We start from the raw sequence: 21,882 nt of genomic DNA on the forward strand, positions 1-21,882 counted from the left end.
GGGGTATCAACATATCTGGCGTTGACTTTTGGCACGCTGTTGAGTTCTCAAGGAACGGACGCTTCCTTTGTGCCTGTTTCACCAGGCTCTCCGGGCGCTTCCCTTCGGTCTTGCGTTTCCGACTCTACCAGATCCTCGCGGTCCTGATTTTCGCCGGTGCGTTTCGGCCTTTCGGCTTCTTCGCGGTTCCAACCTTACCAGATCCGTTTCCGTCTCCGGCGCCCTGTTGGAGCGGGCTCGGCCGCTTCGCTTTCGCTTTTCGGCCTTTCCGACTCTATCAGATCTTGTTCGTTCCGTTGACCGGTCCGAATTCGTTTCCGATTCCCCGTCGGAGGGGGTTTTGCCGCGCCTTTCGGCGTGTCCACTACGTTAGCGGAATTCCTCGTCGACGCATAATCGCGCCGCGGTCCGAATTTCGGCATGCCGAAATTTTTCCCGGTGAGGGACCGTGCAGTAGTGGTGTGCCGCGAGGCGGCGGAAGGGCTGCCGCAGAACCGTTCCGGCGCTGTGGCAACTCGGAGGACACTACAGATCGGGGTGACCGGTGTCAACTCGCGCTGGTCGGGCCGCGCGTCAGTCGAGGTCGGTCAGGCGGCCGCCGGCGTCCGGCTGGGTCTCTTCCACTCGGCGCAGCAGACGGGTGAGCACCTGGCCGAGGAGTTGACGCTCCTCGCCGGAGAGGTCCTGGAGGAGGTCCTCCTCGAAGACCGTGGCCAGGCGCATCGCGGCGAGCCACTTCTCGCGGCCCTCGTGGGTCAGTTCGACGATGACGCGGACGCGGTTGTTCTCGTCGCGTTCGCGGGTGACCAGTCCTTCGTTCGCCATCCGGTCGATGCGGTGGGTCATCGCGGCCGGTGTCAGGCCGAGGTGCTTGGCGAGTTCGCCGGGGCCCATCCGGTAGGGGGCGCCGGAGACGACGAGGGCCTTGAGGACCTCCCACTCGGCGTTGCTCATGCCGAGGGTCGCGGTCTGCCGCCCGTAGGCGACGTTCATCCGGCGGTTGAGGCGCTGGAGTGCGGAGACGACCTGCTCGACCTGGGGGTCGAGGTCCTGGAATTCGCGCTGGTAGGCCGCGATCTGTTCCTCAAGGGACGGCTCGGCTGCGTCGGCGGCCGCATCGGAGGGCTCAGGCATGCGGCGCAGTATGACATGAAAGTGATTGGCGTTGAAGTTCTTCTCAGTGTACTCTTTAGCTTCGAAGTTTAGAGTTGAAGTCTTCAGGGTGAGACCGTCCGGATGGCAACCGTCCGGGTCGCGCGTCTCGCCCTGGTGTCTGTCCAGCTCCTTCGACTGTCCCTTGTCTCTGATGACCTGACCTAGGTAGGTGAGTGTGACCACCGCGATGGGCGCCGCGCTGCGCCGGATCCAGCTCGGGAACGCGCTGAGCGCGTTCGGTAACGGCTTCACGGTTCCGTATCTGTACGTCTATGTGGCGAAGGTGCGCGATCTTGGTGCCAGTACGGCCGGTGTCGTGCTGGCGATGCTGGCCGTGGCCGCGCTGGCCGTGCTGCCGCTGACCGGTCGGGCGATCGACCGGCGCGGTCCCCTCCCGGTGGCCATCGTCGGTACGGTCTCCGCCGCGATCGGCTCCCTGGGGCTCGGGCTGTCGTCGACCGAACCGCTGGTCATCGCCTCGGCGGCCGCGCTGGGTGCCGGTATAGCGGTGGTCCAGCCGGCCCTGGCGACGATGATCGTGTGGTGCTCGACGACGGTGACCAGGTCGCGGGCGTTCGCCACCCAGTTCTTCCTGAACAACCTGGGGCTGGGCGTCGGCGGTCTCGTCGGCGGGCTGCTCGTCGACGAGTCGCACGCGTCGAGCTTCGTGCGGCTGTTCGCCATCGAGGCCGTGATGTTCCTGGTGCTCGGCGCGGCGGTGGCGACCGTCCGGCTGCCGCGGGTGCCGAAGGTCGAGGACGCGGTGCCGAGCGAGGAGCGGCCCGCGGGCGCCTGGCGGGCGCTGTTCGCCGACCGGCGGATGATGTGGGTCTGCCTGCTGGGGTTCGTGCTCTTCTTCGCCTGCTACGGGCAGTTCGAGTCGGGGCTGGCCGCGTACGCGACCGAGGTGACGCGCATACCGCCGTCCAGCCTGGGCATCGCGCTCGCGGCCAATACGGCGGCGATCGTGGCGGCGCAGTTCGTGGTGCTCAAGCTGGTCGAGCGCCGGCGCCGCAGCCGGGTGATGGCGCTGGTCGGCATGGTCTGGACGGTGGCCTGGCTGGCCGCCGGGCTGTCCGGGCTGGTGCACGGCGCGCAGGCGGTGGCGACGACGCTGCTGATCTCGACGTACGCGCTGTTCGGCATCGGTGAGTCGATGCTGTCGCCGACGGTGGCGCCGCTGGTGGCGGACCTGGCGCCGGCCTCGCTGATCGGCCAGTACAACTCGGCGTTCGCTCTGGTCAAGCAGTTGGCGCTGGCGGTCGGTCCGGCGGTCGGTGCCCTGATGGTCGGTCACGGCATGTACGCCGCGTACATCGTGATGCTGGTGGTATGTGCGCTGGGAATCACCGTGCTGTCGTTGCGGGTGGGCCGGATGCTGCGGCCCTGGCAGGACAACCCGCACCGGACGGCGCCGGCCGCGACGGTGCCCGCGGCGCGGGTGCCGGCCGAGGCGGAGTCGGTGGTCTGCGGGGCCTAGCGGCCCGGCAGGTGTTCTTCGGCCGCGGTCCCGTGGGGGGTCCGCGGCCGAATCAGTTCCGGGGCAGGGCGAATTCGCACCAGACCGCCTTGCCGCCGCCCGGTGTCCGGCGGGAGCCCCAGGACGACGCGATGGTGGCGACGATGGAGATGCCGCGGCCGGCCTCGTCGGCCGGTTCGGCACGGCGCCGGCGCGGGAGGTGGTCGTCCCCGTCGGTGACCTCGACGATCAGGCGGCGGTCCGTACGGCGCAGGCGCAGCCGCATCGGGGGCGTGCCGTGCTGGAGGGAGTTGGCCACCAGTTCGCTGGCCGCCAGGACGCCGAGGTCGTGCAGTTCCGGTGAGAAGCGCCAGGAGGCGAGTACGCCGGAGGCGAAGGCGCGGGCGCGCGGGGCCGCTTCGGTGCCGCCGTGGAGTTCCAGGGCGGCGTTGTGGAAGAGCTCGGCGTCGTGGCCGGTGCGCTCGGGGTGCTGGAGGACGAGGATGGCGACGTCGTCGTCGTGGCTGGCCGTGATGCCCAGGGAGCGGAGCAGGCGGTCGCAGACGATGTCGGGCGGGCCGGCGGCGCCGGCGAAGGCGCGTTCCAGTGCCTCGACGCCGTCGTCGATGTCCTTGTCGCGGCGCTCGACCAGGCCGTCGGTGTAGAGGACGGCGCTGCTGCCGGGGCCGAGGGCGACGGACCCGGAGGTGTGCAGCCAGCCGCCGGTGCCCAGGGGCGGGCCGGTGGGTTCGGCGGCGCGGCGGACCGTGCCGTCCGGGTCGCGGACGAGGATGGGCAGGTGGCCGGCCGAGGCGTAGACCAGGCGGCCTTCGTTGGGGTCGTGGACGGCGTAGACGCAGGTGGCGATCTGGTTGGCGTCGATCTCGGCGGCCAGGCCGTCCAGGAGCTGCAGGACCTCGTGGGGCGGGAGGTCGAGGCGGGCGTAGGCGCGGACGGCGGTGCGCAGCTGGCCCATGACGGCGGCGGCGCGCACGCCGCGGCCCATGACGTCGCCGATGACCAGGGCGGTGCGGCCGGCGCCGAGGGTGATGACGTCGTACCAGTCGCCGCCGACCGCGGCGTCGGTGCCGCCGGGCTGGTACGTCGCGGCGACCCGGAGGTCGTCGGGCTGTTCGAGCTCCTGGGGGAGCAGGGAGCGCTGGAGGGTGACCGCGGCCTCGCGCTGGCGGGCCTCGCTGGCGCGCAGGCGCTCGGCGGACTCGACCTGGTCGGTGACGTCGGCGCCGAAGACGAGGACGCCCTTGTGCGGGGCGACGCAGGCGACCTCGGGGTCGGGGGCCGGGCCGCTGGCGGCGACCTCGATGGGGGTGCAGGTGAAGGTGTAGTAGCCGTCGCGGGAGCGGTCGCTGCCGGCCCCGCCGGGGACCTTGCGGGACTTGACGGTGCGGGGCTTGCCGCTGCGCAGGACCTGGTCCATCAGGGGGAGCAGGCCGAGCGCGTCGAGTTCGGGGAGGGCCTCGCGGGCGGTGTGGCCGGCCGGGCGGGGGCCGAAGACGGAGGCGTAGGCGCCGTTGACGTAGGCGAGGCGGTGTTCGGGGCCGTAGACGACGGCGACCAGGGCGGGGATGGTGCCGAGGATGTCGTGGACGGAGAGCGCGTCGACGGTGGGCGACAGGGTCACGGGCGCGGTTTCCTGGGCGGATGCCGGGTCGGGGCGCTCGGCGCGGGCGGCGGGGACGGAGCCGGCGGTGGTGGCGGCCGTCGGGGCGGTCGGGGTGCCGTCCGCGGCCGCGGGCGGGGCGGCGGGCTCCGGGGCCGCGGTGGGCGGGTTGGCCTGCGTGCCGGCGGCGGGGCGGGCGGTGGCGCGGTCGGACCGCGCGGCGGCGCGCCGCTGTGTGCCGGGGAGTTTGGCGCTCCAGCGCGTGAAGATCACGGAGGGGTACCTCTTACTTCGCGTCGTCGCGCGGGATCGGGCCGTCGGCATGGTGGGACCTCCCGGCCGCGGGCCGGGGGAGGGTCGACTGGGGGCACTCTCGGCACCCTTTTGCGGAATGCAGCAAACGTCCAGAATCCTCGTGGTTGTCACTCTTTGCAGATACGAGCCCACCCATGGTCACACGTCCAGTGTGGCCGACCGGACGGACATCCGTCAGACGCCCGGCGGCCGGTGTGGAGTTCCGCACTCCGCAACCACCGGCCCGCCCGGGGCTGACGTCACGTCAAAATTCCTGTCCCTACGGCGCGTCAGCTGGCTTCGTTGTGCCGGCCGGTGCCCGCGGCGAGTTCGAACTCGGCGCGCGGGTTCTCCAGCGAGCCCAGCGAGACGATCTCGCGTTTGAACAGGCCCGCGAGGGTCCATTCGGCCAGGATCCGGGCCTTTCGGTTGAAGGTCGGCACCCGTCCGAGGTGGTACGCGCGGTGCATCAACCAGGCGGGGTAGCCGCGCAGTTTGCGCCCGTAGACGTGCGCGACGCCCTTGTGCAGGCCCAGCGAGGCCACCGAGCCGACGTACTTGTGCCGGTAGTCCTGGACCGTGCCGCCGCACACCGTGGCCGCGACGTTGTCGGCGAGCACCTTGGCCTGTCGGAGGGCGTGCTGGGCGTTGGGCGCGCACACGGGGCGGGGCTCGTCGGGTTTGCCGGGCGGTTCGGCCGTCAGGTCGGGGACCGCCGCGGCGTCACCCGCCGACCAGGCGTGTTCCACGCCGTCCACCCGGAGCGTGGCATTGCACTTGAGGCGGCCGTGGTCGGTCAGGGGCAGGTCGGTCGCGGCCAGGATGGGGTGCGGTTTGACGCCGGCGGTCCACACCAGCGTTCTGGTGGGGAAGCGGGAGCCGTCGCTGAGCTGGGCGACGCGCTTCTCGCACGAGTCCAGGCGGGTCTCCAGCCGTACGTCGATGTTGCGGCCGCGCAGCTCCCGTACCGCGTAGCGGCCCATGTCCGGTCCCACTTCGGGCAGGATCCGGCCGGTCGCCTCGACCAGGATCCACTTCATGTCCTCGGGCTTGATGTTGTGGTAGTAGCGGACCGCGTAGCGGGCCATGTCCTCCAGTTCGGCGAGGGCCTCCACGCCCGCGTAGCCGCCGCCGACGAAGACGAAGGTCAGCGCGGCGTCGCGGACCGCCGGGTCGCGGGTGGAGGAGGCGACGTCGAGCTGTCCGAGGACGTGGTTGCGCAGTCCGATGGCCTCTTCGACGGTCTTGAAGCCGATGCCGAATTCGGCCAGGCCCGGGATCGGCAGGGTGCGGGAGACCGAGCCGGGGGCCAGAACCAGCTCGTCGTAGACCACCTCGATGGCGCCGTCGCCGGTCTCCTCGGCCGACAGGGTGGCGATCGTCGCCCGGCGTTCGTCGTGGTTGATGTCGGTGACCTCGCCGACCACCACGGTGCACTGCGGCAGGACGCGGCGCAGCGGGACGACCACGTGGCGCGGGGAGATGGAACCGGCCGCGGCCTCGGGCAGGAACGGCTGGTACGTCATATACGGATCGGGATCGACCACGATCACCTCGATGGAGCCCTCCCGCAGCTGCTGCTTCAGTCTCCGCTGCAGGTTCAGGGCGGTGTACATCCCCACGTAGCCACCGCCGACGACGAGAATGCGGGCCACGTTGTTCGAAGACACAGCCTTCACAGGGGTTCTCCTCGCGGTGTCGACCTGGCCCGGGGCGGCGCCGATCAGGCGGCCGGCCGGCGGCGCGGCCACCCTCGGGTGCCGCGCTCCCGGGAAAGCGCAGCACTGTTCCATGACGCACCCCCGCAGCGCCTTTGTCCACAGGCCCGGCGAAATGTATGACCAAGGGCCGCCCTGGGGACGGAACCGCGCTTTGCGGGGTGCCGGGCCCAGCTGCGCTGGTCAGCGGGCGGGTGGCGGAAAACGTACGGGGGCATAATCCGGGCGGATCAGTCCGTTGGGCCGATCGGGGGGCGCATCGTGCGGAAGGCCCCCTTCAATCTTGACCCGGGCTCAACTATGTTCGTATCTCGTTGGGGTGCACCCTTTCGTCGGTGCGTCCCGGCAGTCAGGGCGGGGAGTCTCCGGGGGGAGACGTCATTACCGGGGGATCACTATGACCATTCAGGGCTCTCAATGGCCGACAGCCGTCGCCATGGCACACGCCACCGACGGCGGCAACGGCACGCACGGCCACAACGGCCACAACGGAAACAGCGCCGGGAACGGCGCCACGAACGGCAACGGGGTCGGCGTCGGTGCCGGCACGGGCGCGGGCGGACGGACCACACCGCTGCGGGTGGACGCCCAGCGCAATCTGGAACACGTACTGCGCGCCGCCCGCGAGGTGTTCGGCGAGCTGGGCTACGGCGCGCCCATGGAGGACGTGGCGCGGCGCGCCCGGGTCGGGGTCGGCACGGTCTATCGCCGCTTCCCGAGCAAGGACGTCCTGGTCCGCCGGATAGCCGAGGAGGAGACCTCCCGGCTGACGGACCAGGCGCGTGCGGCGCTGGGGCAGGAGGACGACCCGTGGTCGGCACTGTCCCGCTTCCTGCGGACGTCGGTCGCCTCGGGCGCCGGACGGCTGCTGCCGCCGGGGATCCTGCGGGTGAGCGCGGAGGCCGACCGGGCGGACGCGGCGGCGGACGGCCTCGGCGAGGCCCGGGTCCCGCAGCAGCGGATGGCGCCCGGTCCGGACGGCGGGCCGGCCGACCTGCGGCTGGTCGAGCGGCGCGGGCCCGAGGACGGCCCGGCGGCCGAACCGGCGCCCGCTGCGACGGAGACGACGAACGGCGCGGAGGCGCTGCTGGAGGTCGTCGGGCGGCTCGTGGAGCGCGCCCGGGCGGCCGGTGAGCTGCGGCCCGACGTGACGGTCTCGGACGTGCTGCTGGTGATCGCCACGGGCGCGCCCGCGCTGCCCGACCCCGGTCAGCAGCAGGCCGCCTCCGCGCGGCTGTTGGAGATCCTGCTGGAGGGTCTGCGCTCGCGTCCGGCACGGTGACGTCGGTGGTCCGGTCCCGGTGGGGCGGCCTGGTGGCCTCGTGCCCTGGAGCCGCCGGGACCGGATCGACGGACCACCGGGGGACGTCTCGTGCTCTCGTACGCGAGGTGAGCTCGGTCCGCGATCCCGGCCGGCAATGTGGCCCATACGGGTTTCCCGCGCCGTATGACCCGATTGCGCCATATGGCCCGTACGGGTGAACGCCCGTGCGGGCGGACGGACGCTCCCCTCGGATGAGTGGTTGACGGACGAGGCCCTGAGGCGCCGCCGCCCGATGTGGCACGCTTGCGCGGTATTCGGGTGTCACGGCGGCTTCGGGGGCCTCGGCGATGGGTGTTGACGGGCGGGACGAACGACGCGACGGCGAGACCGGGCCGGGCGGGTCCGGGACGGCGCCGTCCCCTCAGGTGCCCGGGCAGGCCGGGCCGTTGGGGGCCACTCCGCCGACGGGCGGGCCGGCCGGGCGGCAGGCCCGCGCCGGCGGTCCGGCGGGCGAGGGCCCCAGCGTGCCGCCGCAGCGCGACGGGGCCGGCCGGGCGACGCCGCACGGCGGTCCGGGGGACGTCCGGGACGCCGCGCGAGGCGCCGGCGACGAGGATCAACTCCCGCCGTCCGACGACCAGTTGATCGCCGGCATGCGGGCCGGCGACGACAGCGCGTACGAGGAGATGTACCGCCGGCACGCCGACGCGGTCCGGCGCCACGCCCGGCACTGCTGCCGCGACGAGCACACCGCCGAGGACCTGACCGGTGAGGTCTTCGCCCGGACGCTGCAGGCGGTGCGCGGCGGCGCGGGCCCCACCACCGCGGTCCGCGCCTATCTGCTGACGACCGTCCGCCGGGTCGCCGCCTCCTGGGCGAAGACCGCCCGGCGCGAGCAGCTGGTCGAGGACTTCGCGGTGTTCGCGGTCTCCGCGGCCGGTGCGGCGCTGGACGACGGCACCCTGGACCTGGGTGCGGACGTGCGCGCCATGCACGAGGCCGAGCGGTCGATGGCCGTGCAGGCGTTCCGCAGCCTGCCGGAGCGCTATCAGACCGTGCTGTGGCACACCACGGTCGAGGACGAGTCGCCGAGCGAGGTCGCCCCGCTGCTGGGGCTGACCGCGAACGCCACCGCCGTATTGGCGCACCGCGCCCGCGAGGGCCTCAAGCAGGCGTACCTGCAGGCCCACGTCAGCCAGTCGCTGACCGCCGGCGGGGACTGCGCCCGGTACGCCGACCGGCTCGGCGCGTACGCCCGCGGCGGGCTGCGGATGCGGGCCGAACGGGGCCTGCGCGAGCACCTGGACGGCTGCGCCCGCTGCCGTACCGCGGCGCTGGAGGTCGAGCACGTCAACGAGCGGATCGGCGCGGTGCTGCCGGTGGCGGTCATCGGCTGGTTCGCCGCCGGGTACGCCGTGAAGACGGCCGCCGCGGTGGCCGGGGTCGCGGGTGCAGCCGGGGCGGGTGCGGCCGCCGCGGCAACGGGTGGTTCCGGTACGGCGGGCGGAGCGGGTGGCGCGGGCGGCGCCGCCCTGAGTGAGGGGCTCGGCGCCCCGGTCAAGGTCGGCATCGGGGTCGGGGTGGTGGTGGCCGGTGTGACGCTCGCGCTCGCGCTGGCCGGCGGCGGCCCCACGCCGGCGCCGCACCCACGGGCCGAGCCGCACCGGCCGGCCCCCGCCGCGCCGCGCCATCCGTCGCCCGGCCCGGCGAAGCCGCTGCCACCGGCGGCCGGCACCGCCCCGACCGCCGAGCCGACCCCGTCGCACCCGTCGCACCCGTCGCACCCGTCGGCACCCCACCCGACACCGTCCCGCCCGGCGCCCACCACCCCGAGGCCCACCCCCCACCCGCCCGCGCCGACTCCGCCTCCGACGCCCGCGCCCGAGCCGACCCGGCACCGCCCGAAGCCGCCGGAGCCCGCCCCGACCCCGTACCAGGTCGCCGCGCTCGACCACGACTTCATGGGCGACGGCAGCAAGCCGGAGGTGCGCACCCTGGGGAGCGGCTGGCTGTGGCAGCGCCGGTCGCCGAAGATCGCCGGGACGACCTATGCGCACGGCGCGACCATGCACGCCGGGTCGTCCGTCCTCATCGACCTCAACCGTCCGTGCACCTCCTACGACGCCGTGGTGGGCGTCGACGACCTCAGCATGGGAATCGGCGCCCTGCGCTTCTCCGTGTACGCGGACGGCGAGCGGCTCTGGCGGTCCGCGGTGGTCCACGGCGATCAGCCGGCCGTCCCGGTCCACGTCCCCCTGACCGGCCACCGGACCCTGCGCCTCGTCGTCGACCCGGCGACGCCCCTGGACGCGGTGGCCCTGGGCGACTGGGCGGAGGCCCGCATCACCTGCCGCTGAGTCCGCCGGCGGCGCGAGCGACGCACACGGACGAGCCTCCCGGCGTACGCCCCGGGCGTGCCTCCTTGCCTCCCGCCGTCGCACGCGCGGTCGAGCCCGGCACACGGGCCGCGCGACCGGCGTCACCCCTCGCGCCGCCTGCGACCCGGACGGAACCGGCCCTCCTGGAACCCCCGACTCGCGGGCGGCCGCGCACCTACGGGAGGGGCGGGCCACCTGCGGGAGGGGCGGGCACCCAACGGGAGGGGCGGGCGCCTGCGGGAGGGGCGGGCGCCTGCGGGAGGGGCGGGCACCGCGAGCACGTCGAGTGCCCGTCCGTGCAGCGGGCCCCTCAGGACAACCGAGCGCGCGGAACCACTCCGCCCGCGACCGCCTTCTGGCGCGGCGCCTCCGCCCCGGTCCAGCAGCTGCCGCGGCGGGCGACCAGGCGGCGCAACCACAGCTCCGTGGCGACGAGTTCCGCCAGCCCGTCCATCGGGAGCGCGGCGCCCTCGGCCGCCGCCCGGAGGGCGGTGCGGACCACCCGCGCCTCGATCAGGCCGGCATCGGCCAGCAGGGGCGCGTCGAAGAGCTGCACCAGGTCGCCGACCGCACCGCGCAGCCCGGCGCGTACCGCCGCGGCGTGGGTGACGTGCGAGGTCGCGCCCCAGCCGGGCGGCAGGTCCCGTACGCCCGCGCCGGCCAGTACGGAGCGCAGGACGGCGGCCCGCGCCCCCGGCTGCACCCGGAGCGTGTCCGGGAGCGCGCGGCAGGCGAGCACCACCTGGTTGTCGAGGAAGGGCGCGTGCAGCCGCTGGCTGCGGACCTCCGAGGCCTGCTCGAAGACCCGGTGGTCGGCGGCCTGCCGGGCCAGCGCCGCGCGGGCCCGCCGCTCACCGGGGCGCCCGACCGCGGCCGTTCGGGACGCCGCCTCGCTGAGGCGAACCGATACTTCGGCCAGCGCCTCGCCCGTCAGCCAGCGCGCCGCGGGCCCGGGACGGCACCAGGTCAGCGCGGCCAGCGAGGCGTCCACCGCCCCGCCGGTCACCGGCTCGTCGGCGAACTGCCGCTCCAGCAGGCGCCGCGCGGCCTCCGTGATGCCCTCCGGATACGGCGTACGGGCGAGCCGCCGCGCGGCCCGGTAGACGGTGAACGGCACCAGGACGGACTGGGCGGACGGGCCGTCGGCCTTGGCGAGGGCGGTGACCGGCCGCAGCAGATGGCGCCGGCGGCGGTCCATGAGGAGGTCGGCGAGCCGGGCGGGGTGGGCGTCGAGGACCTGCCGGGCGCCGTGCCCGACGAAGTGGTCCGCGCTGCCGGCCAGCAGCCGGCGCCGGTGGCGGCTCGCCACCGTCAGGGAGGGCCCGGGCTCGTCCGTGAGCGGGCCGCTGTCGAGGTCGGCATACGGGAGGGCCTCTTCGCCGGCGGCGACGACGACGTGGTGCAGCCGCGGGTTGTCGGCGATGCTGCGGGCCCGCTCCAGTTCGGCGTCGTGGTGGGCCCGCGCGCCATTGGTGGCGCGGTCGTTGAAGGTGACGGCCAGCAGGCGTTCCCCGTGGCCGTTGAGGCGTCCGGGACGGCCGGGCAGACCGGCGGCCAGGAGGGCGAGGGTTCCGGACGCGCTGCCTCCGGAGAGGTCGGCGCCGACGCCCGGGGCCGGCGCGCCGCGGGCCGCACGCCGCTCGGCGGGCCCCATGCCGGGCACCGGTCCGGGGTCGAGGCCGTCGAGCCCGTCCGGGTCCGGGGCGTGCCGGGGGACCGCCAGCCGGGCGCGGACGGCCTCGACGAGCGCGTCCCGGACCCCGTCCACCGCCTGTTCCGGCGGGAGTTGGGGTGCGGCGACGGCGAGCGAGGCGGTCGGCTCGTAGGAGGTGATCTCGCTGGCGCCGCCGCGCAGCACCAGGGCGTGCCCGGGCGGGATCCGGCGGACGCCCTCGTACGGGGTGCCGGCGCCGAGCGCCTCGGGGGCGTCGGGACAGGCCAGCAGCGCGGCGAGGTGGCCGATGTCGAGGCTGGCCTCGATCAGGTCGGCGAGCGGCAGCGCGGCGGTGGCGTAGGCGGTGCCGCCCGCCCACGGGGTGTGGAAGACGGGGCGGGCGCCGGCCAGGTCGCCGGTGACGGTGATCCGCCGTCCTACCTGGACGACCGCGGTGTAGCTGCCGGACCAGGCGGTGAGGTGCCGCAGTGCGCCCCCGCGCGCCGCGTACAGGCCGACCCGCAGCTGGTCGTCGGTGGCCCCGCAGATGCCGAAGACGGCGAGCCGGGTCTCGGGGTCGGCCTGGACGACGCGGACCTCGTCCGGCCGCCAGTCGCCGACCGCCCACAGGGGGTCCGGGTCGCCCCAGAGGAGGTGCGCGCCCACGGGGAGGACGGTGCGGCTCCCGACGCCGTCCGGGTCCGGGGCGGACGGCCTCGTGGCGGCACTGCTCCACCCCACCAACCAGCGCATGCCGCCTCCACCCGAATTCCCCGCCCGCCGGGGCCAACGGCCGCCCCGTACAGCGGATCGCCAAGCTGTCGCCGAGCTGTCGTGACGGCCGTGCCGCCCGTAGTGGCGACCATGCTGCCATGACAACGGCGTGGCGGAGACGTCGGAGCGGGACGTATACGGGCAGTTCACGGCGGACGGCGGGCGGCGGGCGCGTACGGTGGACGGCCCACCCGCGGCGCGGCATGGCGCAACCTGTCGGCAAACCCGACAACTCGCCATCTTGATGTGGTAGTTGCTTCGCCGCCGCGCCAACTCGCCCCCGGTAGGCCCCCCGTGTGGCCCCCGAGGCGCCCGCGCGGCGCTCCTCGACGCGCCGCGGCGCGAAACCATCACCCGTCGATTTTCGGCCAAAGTCCGTATGGCACAGCGCAGTTGACAACTACGGACCTCATGTCAACCGGCGGCACGATCCTACGGCGGACGGCCTGCGCGACGGTCCGGGAAGCGTGCTACGCCCCCCGGACCGGACCGTCACCCGCGGGGAATGAGGTGACGGTGTCCCCCAGCCCACTGGATCCAGTGCAGCGGGCCGACCCACGCACCAGCCATGGAAGCGCTCCCGAGGTCGGGCGACCAGCGCGCACGGACAGGCGCACGGGCACACGTACCCGGAGCACATGCCAACTCCCGCACCCCTGTCTGAACATGAATCTCGCCATCCGGGACACCGACCCTTAACGGTAGGGATCCGGCGAACTACTCTGGGTGGACGCATGCCCCGGGGTAGCGGGGCGGCTGTCGCTGTGTCGAGGGGTGCGCATGTCCAGGGATATACGCGGGCCGAACGAGAAGCTCGGCACCGTTCTCGCCCTCGCGGGTATCAGCAACGCCGGACTGGCCCGCCGGGTCAACGACCTCGGCGCGCAGCGCGGGCTGACGCTTCGTTATGACAAGACGTCGGTGGCGCGATGGGTCTCCAAGGGCATGGTGCCGCAGGGCGCCGCGCCCCATCTGATCGCGTCCGCGATCGGCAGCAAACTGGGCCGGCCGGTGCCGTTGCACGAAATCGGGCTGGCCGACGCGGACCCGGCACCCGAGGTCGGTCTGGCCTTCCCGCGCGATGTGGGCGCCGCGGTGCGCTCGGCGACCGAGCTCTACCGTCTCGATCTGGCCGGGCGGCGGGCCGGCGGTGGCGGCATCTGGCAGAGCCTGGCCGGATCCTTCGCGGTGAGCGCGTACGCCACGCCCGCCTCGCGCTGGCTGATATCCCCGGCCGACAGCTCGGTGGCCCGGGAGGCGGCCGAGGCGCGCGACAAGGACGCCGCGGCGGCCGGCGACGCGGGGATCCCGCAGCACGTGGGCCACAGCGACGTCAGCAAGCTGCGCGAGGCGGCGGAGGACGCGCGCCGCTGGGACTCCAAGTACGGCGGCGGGGACTGGCGTTCGTCCATGGTGCCGGAATGCCTGCGGGTGGACGCGGCGCCGTTGCTGCTCGCCTCGTACAGCGACGAGGTGGGCCGGGCGCTCTTCGGGGCGACCTCCGAGCTCACCCGGCTCGCGGGGTGGATGGCCTTCGACACCGGCCAGCAGGAGGCCGCGCAGCGCTATTACATCCAGGCGCTGCGGCTCGCCCGGGCGGCCGCCGACGTCCCCCTCGGTGGGTACGTCCTCGCCTCGATGTCCCTCCAGGCGACGTACCGCGGCTTCGCCGACGAGGGCGTCGACCTCGCCCAGGCGGCCCTGGAGCGCAACCGCGGTCTGGCCACCGCCCGCACCATGAGCTTCTTCCGCCTGGTGGAGGCGCGGGCGCAGGCCAAGGCCGGCGAGGCGCGCGCCTGCGAGGTGGCGCTGAAGGCGTCCGAGGGCTGGCTGGAGCGGTCCCGGAGCGGCGATCCCGACCCGTCGTGGCTGGACTTCTACTCGTACGAGCGGTTCGCCGCCGACGCGGCCGAGTGCTACCGCGACCTGCGGCTGCCCCGCCAGGTGCGCCGCTTCACCGAGCAGGCGCTGTCCCGGCCGACCGAGGAGTTCGTCCGGTCGCACGGTCTGCGGCTGGTGGTGTCCGCGGTGGCCGAACTGGAGTCCGGCAATCTGGACGCGGCCTGCGCGGCGGGCGCCCGTGCGGTCGAGGTGGCGGGCCGGATCTCCTCGGCCCGTACGACGGAGTACGTCCGCGATCTGCTGCACCGCCTCGAACCGTACGGCGACGAGCCGCGGGTCGTGGAGCTGCGGGAACGGGCGAGACCCTTGCTGGCGGCGCCGGCGTAGCGGGGCGGGGAGGTTCTTGCCCTCGGCCGGCCGGGCGGTGGGGCCGGCGGGCCGGGCGGTGGTCCGCGACCGGGCCCGCCTCCGGGCCGCTGGTGCACGCACGCCGAGCGGAAATGCCGACGGGATTGTCAGTGCGGGCCGTCATGATGGGATACGTCGTCGGGATGGCGCGCGGGCCCGCGGTGACGGTCGGGCCTGCGGTCATGCGGTTGGGCATGCGGTTGGGGAGGTGCAGTGTCGTCGTACGACTGCGACGTGCTGGTGATCGGCGCCGGCATCATCGGGCTCTCTACGGCGTATGCGATCACGCGCGCCGCGCCGGGCACGCGCGTCGTGGTGCTGGAGAAGGAGCAGGGCCCGGCCCGGCACCAGACCGGGCGCAACAGCGGAGTGATCCACAGCGGCATCTACTACCCACCCGGCTCGCTCAAGGCCCGCTTCGCCCTCCAGGGCTCGGCGGAAATGGTGAAATTCTGCACCGAACACGACATTCCGCATGAGGTCACCGGCAAGCTGATCGTCGCCACCGACCGCAGCGAGCTGCCCCGGCTGCACGGCCTGATCCAGCGCGGCCGCGAGCACGGCCTGCCGGTCCGCGAGCTGGGCCCGGCCCAGATAGCGGAGTACGAACCCGAGGTCCGCGGCCTGGCCGCCATCCATGTCGGCACGACCGGCATCTGCGACTTCGGCGCGGTCGCCCGCCGGTTCGGCGCGCTCACCACGGACGCCGGCGCCCGGATCGTCTACGGCGCCGAGGTGACAGTGATCGGCCGCCGCCCCGGCCGGGTGGCGGTCCGTACGGCCGACGGCACGGTCCACCGCGCCCGCGCCCTGGTCAACTGCGCCGGGCTGCACTGCGACCGGATCGCCCGGCTGGCCGGCGATGCGCCCGGGATGCGGATCGTCCCCTTCCGCGGCGAGTACTTCACCCTCGCCCCGGAGCGCGCCGCCCTCGTCCGCGGCCTGGTCTACCCGGTCCCCGACCCCGCCTTCCCGTTCCTCGGCGTCCACCTCACCCGCGGCATCGACGGCGCCGTCCACATCGGCCCGAACGCCGTCCCCGCCCTGGCCCGCGAGGGCTACGACTGGCGCACGGTCCGCCCCGGCGAGCTGGCCGGCACCCTCGCCTACCCCGGCTCCTGGCGGATCGCCCGCCGCCACTGGCGCTACGGCGCCGGCGAACTGCACCGCTCCCTCTCCCGCCGCGCCTTCGCGGACGCGGTCCGCCGCCTCCTCCCGGCAGCCCGCGAGGAGGACCTCCTCCCTTGCCCGGCCGGCGTCCGCGCCCAGGCCGTCCTCCCCGACGGCACCCTCGTCGACGACTTCCTCTTCTCCGAATCCCCCGGCATGATCCACGTCCTGAACGCCCCGTCCCCCGCCGCCACCGCCTCCCTGCCCATCGGCCGCGAGGTGGCCCGCAGGGCGCTGGGGGTGCTGGAGGCGGCCCGGAGCTAGCGGTGTCTCCCCGATCAGGCCGGGGAGGTGCCCGCGAGCCGCGGCGATCCGGAGCCCGCACGCCACCCCCGTAGAATCGAACCCACTGTGTCCGAGAACCGCATCCCCTCCCCCGCCCCCGTGACCGACGCCGTGGCAGCAGACGCTGTGGAAGCCGTGGCCGTGGCCGACGGTCGGCGTGCCGCGCCGGCGCCGCGCCGTGGCGAGCCGATGTTCCCCGACGGCACCGGGCCCGCGGCCGACCCCGCGGGGTCGCACCACGAGCGGCGGATCCGGTCCTTCCAGCCCCGCCGCAGCCGGGTGTCGCCCTCGCAGGCCGACGCGCTGCGCCGGCTGTGGCCGACGTGGGGCCTGGACATCGACGGGCTGTCGCGGCTGGACCTCGACGCGTTCTTCGGCGGACTGCCGGTCGTGCTGGAGATCGGCTTCGGCATGGGTGAGGCCACGGCGCAGATGGCCGCCGCCGACCCGGCCACCGGCATCCTCGCCTGCGACGTACACACCCCCGGCCAGGGCAATCTGCTCGGTCTCGCGGAGCGGAACGGCCTGTCCAACATCCGGGTGGCCAACGGCGACGCGATCATCCTGCTGCGCGAAATGCTGGCGCCGGGCTCCCTGGCCGGGCTGCGCATCTACTTCCCCGACCCGTGGCCCAAGAAGCGCCACCACAAGCGTCGCCTGATCCAGCCGGAGTTCCTCACCCTGGTGACGACCCGGCTCGCGCCCGGCGCGCTGGTGCACTGCGCGACCGACTGGGAGCCGTACGCCGAGCAGATGCTCGACGTGCTCTCCGCCGAGCCGACGCTGGAGAACCTCTACCCCGGCTTCGCGCCGCGTCCGGACTTCCGGCCCCTCACCAAGTTCGAGGGCCAGGGTCTGGACAAGGGGCACACCGTCCACGACCTGCTGTTCCGCCGCCGCGGCGCGTAGGACGCCCGCCGCTCGTTACGGTCGAGGGGTGCACCCGCCCGTTCCGCCACCGCCGCAGCCGCGCCGGAGAGCCCTCTGGCGCGGCACGCTCCGCCGTACGAACCACGACACGAACGACAGCACGCCCCGGGAGACGACCGGGGACGAGCCCCGCGACATGCACGACCGCATGCCCCGGGAGACAACCGGGGACGCACCCCGCGGCACGACCCGCGGTGCAAGCCGCGATACGCCTCGTGACCGGACCCGCGGCAGGACGCTCCGTGCCACCGCGCTGATATCCCTGCTCGCGCTCTCCGGCGTGATCATCGTCGGGATGGTCCGCCAGGAGACCGGTACCGAGGGCCTGCTCGTCGGGCTGGGCCTCGCGGTCTTCCCGGTGCCGCTGCTGCTCGCGGCGTTCCGCTGGCTCGACCGCATCGAGCCGGAGCCCCGGCGGAACCTCGCGTTCGCCTTCGCCTGGGGGGCGTGTGCCGCGGCCCTGGTGGCACTGCTCACCAACGGCTTCGCCACCGACTGGATCGCCGCCAACATCGCGTCCGCCTCGCCGTCCGAGGCCGAGACCTGGGGCGCGACGGCGATCGCCCCGGTCGTCGAGGAGACGGTGAAGGCCGCCGCCGTACTGCTCCTCTACCGCTTCCGCCGGCGCGACTTCGACGGCATCACGGACGGCATCGTCATCGCCGGCATCACCGCCACCGGCTTCGCCTTCACCGAGAACATCGTCTATCTGGGCAACGCCTTCGGCGAGGACCGGTCCATGGGCCACAGCGGCCTGGACTCCCTCACCGTGGGCACCTTCTTCGTCCGCATCATCATCTCCCCCTTCGCCCACCCCCTCTTCACCATCCTCACCGGCCTCGCCTTCGGCATAGCCGCCACCCGCTACCCCCGCCGCCGCGCCGCCCGTATCGGCCTCGCCGCCCTCGGCCTGCTCACCGCCGTCCTCCTGCACGCCATCTGGAACGCCGCCTCCTCCCTCGGCGACGCCGGCTTCCTCCTCGTCTACGGGCTCTTCATGGTCCCGGTCTTCCTCGCCCTGACGTCCCTGGCCGTCTGGGCCCGCAAACAGGAGCTCCTCTCCCTCCCCGGCTACCTCGCCCCCTACATCACGGCCGGCTGGCTCACCCCCGCCGAGCCGGACGCCCTGTCCTCCCTCAAGACCCGCGCCCTGGCCCGCGACATCGCCCGCCGCACCCAGGGCCCCGCCGCCGCCCGCGCCGTCACCGCCTACACCACCGCCGCCACCGCCCTCTCTTTCCACCGCCGCCGCGCCCACCTCAGGGGCCCGGACCCGGACTTCACCGCCCGCGAGCAGTACCTGCTGCAACGGGTCCGGCATTACCAGAGGTGGGGGCGGCCGGCGTTGACGTGTGCGTTGCGGACGGGGGACGGCACGTATACCCCCGACGCCCGGTTGCTCCCGGACGGACGCCGATCGCGTAGCGTGGCCCGTCGTCGATCGGCTCACACCGACGAGCACCCCTGACGCCCACCGGTCCCCTCCGGCACAATGGTCGTGTGCCCGCCACGCCCTCGTCCGCCGGCGTATCCGCCCGCATGAGCCTGCAAGCCCGCCGGGACACCGGTCCCGAAATGGCGGTGCGACGCCTCCTGTACGCCTCCGGCCGCCGCTACCGGCTGCATCAACGGGTCCCCGGATTTCCCCGTCGCACCATCGACATCGTGTTTCCGGGACACAAAGTTGCGGTTTTCCTCGACGGCTGCTTCTGGCACGGCTGCCCCGCGCACGCCACACACCCCAAGGCCAACGCCGAGTGGTGGCGCAACAAACTCGACGGCAACATCGCCCGCGATCGCGAAACGACAGAACATCTCACGGAGCACGGCTGGACGGTGTTGCGCTTCTGGGAACATGAGGACCCGCAAGACGTCGCGGCCCGTATCGCGACCACCCTCTCCACCACGGGCCGGCGCCGTCGCTGAGCCCGAGGTGCGGGTTTCCTGCCGACCTCTCCCAGCTGGGGTTTGACGCAAGGTCACATTCCTTGCAAGGAGAATGCCCACTGTCCGTCAGGCCGGCTACACTCGCCGGCATGACCATGCGCGCCCCTGACCCCATCACGGTGATTGACCTGTTTTCCGGGGCAGGCGGGCTGACCCAAGGGTTTCTCCGCGTCGCGGCTGACGGATCCGTCATCGCGGAAGACGACTCGGCGACGGCATCGGCATTCACCCCGGTGGCTGCGGTGGAAGTCGATGCCGCTGCGGCCATGACGTATGCGGAAAACTTCGGAGATATTTCAGGCGACACCGCCCACATATATCTCGGAGACATCGCCAATTGGGCACAGGAAGACCTGCCGAAGGCCGAGGTAATCTTGGGAGGCCCTCCTTGCCAGGGATTCTCGGGGCTGGGCAAGGAAAATCCCAACGACCCGCGAAACCAATTGTGGAGACAATACTTCAAGGTCGTCGAAAAGGTTAATCCGAAGGTTTTCGTTATTGAAAACGTCGACCGATTCATTACCTCGCAAGAATTCGATCACCTCCGCACCGAATTCAAGGAGGCCGGCTACGAGATCTGCGAGAAACTGCTCAACTCCGCGGATTTCGGAGTCCCCCAGGCGCGCCGGCGCACCATCATCATCGGTACCCGGTCGGACCTTCCGATGGTGACGCACCCACGACCGACACACCAACGCGTCGATCAGCCACCGATCCCTGCGCCTCGACCCGGAGGGGACACCCAGCTCAGCTTCATGGAGCCCCTGGTTCACAGTCACGAGGTACAGAACCCCTGGGTGACACTCGCCGAGTGCCTCAAAGACGTCACGCCGAGAGTGACGACCACAGACCTTCCCCATGTGACCGCTGACGGCACTCCCGCTTCGGTGCGCATCTCCCGCAAAATCGAAGAGACCGGCCACCTGGACCGGGACTTCATGGAACGTATTCGCGCTATGATGCCCGGTCCGTTTCGATCGTCTCAGCTACACATCGGCAGAAATCCAACAGCTCTGTCACTCGCGCGCTACAAGGCCATCCCCCGCGGCGGCAACCGACACCACCTGGCGCATGCCTCACAGGCCAATGGGAAACTACTTTCGACGGAAAGTTGGATGAACCATCAATCAGGCTCGGGGGACGTCATGGGACGGCTGGTGTGGGAAAAGCCATCCGTGACCATCAGGACGGAGTTCTTCAAGCCGGAGAAAGGTCGCTATCTGCATCCTGATGAGCATCGGCCGATCACCCATCTCGAAGCTGCCCTGATCCAGGGGTTCCCGCAAAACTTTCGCTGGTTCGGCAGCAAGTCGCAGATCGCTCGGCAGATCGGCAACGCGGTACCGGTCGGGCTCGGCACCGCCATCGCGAAGGTCATCCGGCATGCATTGCGTGGAGAGCAGGGCTGACTGCCGGGCCGCAGCCGGGCACGGGCGAGGCAGGAGCGGGCATCCGGCAAACACCATGTCAGTGACCCGACGCCCCGTGGATCCACCGTGGCGCCGGCTCGCTGTGGGCCGAACTCCCGGGCGTAGGCTCACAGAAGTTGTCTCTTCTGTGGTTTCTCTGGTGTCTCTTCTGAGGAGTGGAGTGGGCATGGCCGGCGTTCCGAGCAGTGTGGTGGCGGCGAGTGGGTTGCTCGGGGGTTATGGGGTGGCTCGGTGGACGAAGAAGCGGCCGTTGGGGGGTGTGGCGTTGGCTGCGGCGGGGGCGGTGGCGGCTCGGGAGTGGCAGCGGAAGGCCGGTGGTAAGACGGCGGCGGCGCTGAGTGGGGCCTACGTGGCGGCGTTCGTGGGGTCGCATCCGTTGGCCAAGAAGATCGGGGCCTGGCCTTCGGTGTTCGCGGTGGCGGGTGGGGTGGCGCTGGCGTCCTGGGCGGTGGTGGACCGGCGGGGGTAGTGCGCCCGGCGGCGTTGCGGTGCGGGTGGGAGGGGAGCGGGGCCCTGGGGCCCCGCTCCTTCCCTGTGCGGCGGGCCCGCGTCCTGGACTACGCCGACGCCTCGTTCAGGAGGGTGAGTTCGGGGGCGGTGAGGGTCAGGTCGGTGACGGCCAGCAGGGGGGCGAGCTGGGCGGTCGTGCGGGCGCTGGCGATCGGGGCGGCGACCGTCGGCTGGGCGGCGAGCCAGGCCAGCGCGACGGTGGCGAGCTCGGCGCCATGGGCGGCGGCGACCGTGTCGAGGGCCTCCAGGACGCGGGGGCCACGGTCGGTGGACAGGTACTGCGCGGCCTTCCCGGACCGGGCGCTGTCGACCGCGGCACCCGGCCGGTACTTGCCGGTCAGGAAGCCGGAGGCCAGGGCGTAGTACGGCACCGCGGACACGCCGTTGCGCGCGGCCACGTCGGCGAGTTCGCCCTCGTACGTGTCGCGGGAGACCAGGTTGTAGTGCGGCTGCAGGGCCACGTAACGGGCCACGCCCTCGCGGTCGGAGAAGGCGAGGGACTCCGCGAGGCGCTGCGCGGAGATGTTGGAGGCGCCGATCTCCCGGACCTTGCCGGCCCGGACGAGGTCGTCCAGGGCGGTCAGGAACTCGCCGACCTCGACCGACTCGTCGTCGTAGTGGGTGTAGTAGAGGTCGATGTAATCCGTGCGGAGACGGGTGAGGGACTCCTCGACCGCGGACTTGATGGTGGCGGCGGACAGACCCTTGTAATCGGGGTGCGCGCCGACCTTGGTGGCGATGACGATGTCGTCGCGATGGCCGCGGGAGGCCAGCCAGTTGCCGAGGACCGCCTCGGACTCGCCGCCCTTGTTGCCGGGCACCCAGGCCGAGTACACATCGGCGGTGTCGATGAAGTTGCCACCGCCCGCCACGTACGCGTCGAGTACGGCGAACGACTCGGCCTCATCGGCGGTCCAGCCGAAGACGTTGCCCCCGAGGGAGAGGGGGGAGACGGACAGCGAGCCCAGGGCCCTGGGCGTACGGGAGTTGTTGCTTGTCGCGCTCATGGTGGGGGCAGCGTCGCGGGGCGGGTGGTTATTCCC

The 21,882-nt window shown here is 72.8% G+C and carries 15 protein-coding genes; 10 read left to right on the top strand and 5 right to left on the bottom strand.

The genetic code is table 11. The features are described from left to right. Positions 1–573 precede the first annotated feature (573 nt). Complete coding sequence (locus V2J85_RS36380; RefSeq protein WP_261956932.1) at positions 574–1,134, bottom strand: MarR family winged helix-turn-helix transcriptional regulator; 561 nt, start codon at positions 1,132–1,134, stop codon at positions 574–576. A gap of 196 nt (positions 1,135–1,330) precedes the next feature. On the opposite strand from V2J85_RS36380, the gene V2J85_RS36385 reads away from it, so the two are divergent. Then, positions 1,331–2,635 carry an MFS transporter gene (locus V2J85_RS36385; RefSeq protein ID WP_261957549.1) on the top strand — a complete coding sequence of 435 codons (1,305 nt, stop codon included), beginning with the start codon at positions 1,331–1,333 and terminating at the stop codon, positions 2,633–2,635. A 52-nt stretch (positions 2,636–2,687) separates the two neighbouring features. Here V2J85_RS36385 and V2J85_RS36390 read toward each other — a convergent pair whose 3' ends face one another. Together V2J85_RS36390 and V2J85_RS36395 are read right to left on the bottom strand one after the other, a co-directional pair. Then, entirely contained in the window at positions 2,688–4,508 is a 1,821-nt protein-coding gene (locus tag V2J85_RS36390; protein ID WP_330823908.1) for an ATP-binding SpoIIE family protein phosphatase, read from the bottom strand. A 311-nt stretch (positions 4,509–4,819) separates the two neighbouring features. Further along, a complete protein-coding gene (locus V2J85_RS36395) occupies positions 4,820–6,199 on the bottom strand; it encodes an NAD(P)/FAD-dependent oxidoreductase (RefSeq protein WP_315975503.1) in 1,380 nt (459 codons plus the stop codon). Between the two features lie 445 nt (positions 6,200–6,644). Between V2J85_RS36395 and V2J85_RS36400 the strand changes: the two genes are divergently transcribed. Together V2J85_RS36400 and V2J85_RS36405 are read left to right on the top strand one after the other, a co-directional pair. Beyond that, on the top strand, positions 6,645–7,529 hold the full coding sequence (locus V2J85_RS36400; RefSeq protein ID WP_261956929.1) for a TetR/AcrR family transcriptional regulator: 885 nt from the start codon (positions 6,645–6,647) through the stop codon (positions 7,527–7,529). A gap of 329 nt (positions 7,530–7,858) precedes the next feature. After that, positions 7,859–9,868 (top strand): sigma-70 family RNA polymerase sigma factor, encoded by a 2,010-nt coding sequence (locus V2J85_RS36405; RefSeq protein ID WP_330823909.1) that lies wholly within the window; start codon positions 7,859–7,861, stop codon positions 9,866–9,868. A gap of 331 nt (positions 9,869–10,199) precedes the next feature. Here the strand turns inward: V2J85_RS36405 and V2J85_RS36410 are convergent, their stop codons facing one another. Continuing rightward, positions 10,200–12,296: an asparagine synthase-related protein gene (locus tag V2J85_RS36410; RefSeq protein ID WP_261956927.1), complete on the bottom strand. Its 2,097-nt coding sequence runs from the start codon at positions 12,294–12,296 to the stop codon at positions 10,200–10,202. A gap of 801 nt (positions 12,297–13,097) precedes the next feature. Between V2J85_RS36410 and V2J85_RS36415 the strand changes: the two genes are divergently transcribed. The 7 genes from V2J85_RS36415 to V2J85_RS36445 all read left to right on the top strand — a co-directional run bounded on the left by V2J85_RS36415 (position 13,098) and on the right by V2J85_RS36445 (position 20,798). Beyond that, positions 13,098–14,546, top strand: a complete 1,449-nt coding sequence (locus V2J85_RS36415) for an NsdA family TPR-like regulatory protein (protein WP_030415920.1) — start codon at positions 13,098–13,100, stop codon at positions 14,544–14,546. Positions 14,547–14,780: 234 nt separating this feature from the next. Next, the gene (gene lhgO, locus V2J85_RS36420; protein WP_330823910.1) at positions 14,781–16,001 is read left to right on the top strand and encodes an L-2-hydroxyglutarate oxidase; all 1,221 of its coding nucleotides are present in this window, start codon (positions 14,781–14,783) and stop codon (positions 15,999–16,001) included. A 147-nt stretch (positions 16,002–16,148) separates the two neighbouring features. Next, complete coding sequence (gene trmB, locus V2J85_RS36425) at positions 16,149–16,931, top strand: tRNA (guanosine(46)-N7)-methyltransferase TrmB (protein WP_330823922.1); 783 nt, start codon at positions 16,149–16,151, stop codon at positions 16,929–16,931. A gap of 169 nt (positions 16,932–17,100) precedes the next feature. Next, the gene (locus tag V2J85_RS36430) at positions 17,101–18,420 is read left to right on the top strand and encodes a PrsW family intramembrane metalloprotease (RefSeq protein WP_330823911.1); all 1,320 of its coding nucleotides are present in this window, start codon (positions 17,101–17,103) and stop codon (positions 18,418–18,420) included. A 32-nt stretch (positions 18,421–18,452) separates the two neighbouring features. Then, positions 18,453–18,878: a very short patch repair endonuclease gene (locus tag V2J85_RS36435; protein ID WP_330823912.1), complete on the top strand. Its 426-nt coding sequence runs from the start codon at positions 18,453–18,455 to the stop codon at positions 18,876–18,878. Between the two features lie 110 nt (positions 18,879–18,988). Next, positions 18,989–20,308: a DNA cytosine methyltransferase gene (locus V2J85_RS36440; protein WP_330823913.1), complete on the top strand. Its 1,320-nt coding sequence runs from the start codon at positions 18,989–18,991 to the stop codon at positions 20,306–20,308. A 187-nt stretch (positions 20,309–20,495) separates the two neighbouring features. Next, positions 20,496–20,798: a hypothetical protein gene (locus tag V2J85_RS36445; RefSeq protein WP_030415925.1), complete on the top strand. Its 303-nt coding sequence runs from the start codon at positions 20,496–20,498 to the stop codon at positions 20,796–20,798. Between the two features lie 88 nt (positions 20,799–20,886). On the opposite strand, the gene V2J85_RS36450 is transcribed toward V2J85_RS36445, so the two are convergent. Next, positions 20,887–21,846: an aldo/keto reductase gene (locus tag V2J85_RS36450; RefSeq protein WP_330823914.1), complete on the bottom strand. Its 960-nt coding sequence runs from the start codon at positions 21,844–21,846 to the stop codon at positions 20,887–20,889. Positions 21,847–21,882: the final 36 nt, after the last annotated feature.

It is taken from the genome of Streptomyces bugieae (assembly GCF_036352915.1).
Taxonomy (GTDB): Bacteria; Actinomycetota; Actinomycetes; order Streptomycetales; family Streptomycetaceae; genus Streptomyces; species Streptomyces endophytica.

Coding starts and splice junctions, on each gene's coding strand:
- V2J85_RS36380 (WP_261956932.1), bottom strand. CDS start 1,134: ATGCCTGAGCCCTCCGATGCGGCCGCCGACGCAGCCGAGCCGTCCCTT.
- V2J85_RS36400 (WP_261956929.1), top strand. CDS start 6,645: ATGACCATTCAGGGCTCTCAATGGCCGACAGCCGTCGCCATGGCACAC.
- V2J85_RS36405 (WP_330823909.1), top strand. CDS start 7,859: ATGGGTGTTGACGGGCGGGACGAACGACGCGACGGCGAGACCGGGCCG.
- V2J85_RS36410 (WP_261956927.1), bottom strand. CDS start 12,296: ATGCGCTGGTTGGTGGGGTGGAGCAGTGCCGCCACGAGGCCGTCCGCC.
- V2J85_RS36415 (WP_030415920.1), top strand. CDS start 13,098: ATGTCCAGGGATATACGCGGGCCGAACGAGAAGCTCGGCACCGTTCTC.
- V2J85_RS36430 (WP_330823911.1), top strand. CDS start 17,101: ATGCCCCGGGAGACAACCGGGGACGCACCCCGCGGCACGACCCGCGGT.
- V2J85_RS36440 (WP_330823913.1), top strand. CDS start 18,989: ATGACCATGCGCGCCCCTGACCCCATCACGGTGATTGACCTGTTTTCC.
- V2J85_RS36445 (WP_030415925.1), top strand. CDS start 20,496: ATGGCCGGCGTTCCGAGCAGTGTGGTGGCGGCGAGTGGGTTGCTCGGG.
- V2J85_RS36450 (WP_330823914.1), bottom strand. CDS start 21,846: ATGAGCGCGACAAGCAACAACTCCCGTACGCCCAGGGCCCTGGGCTCG.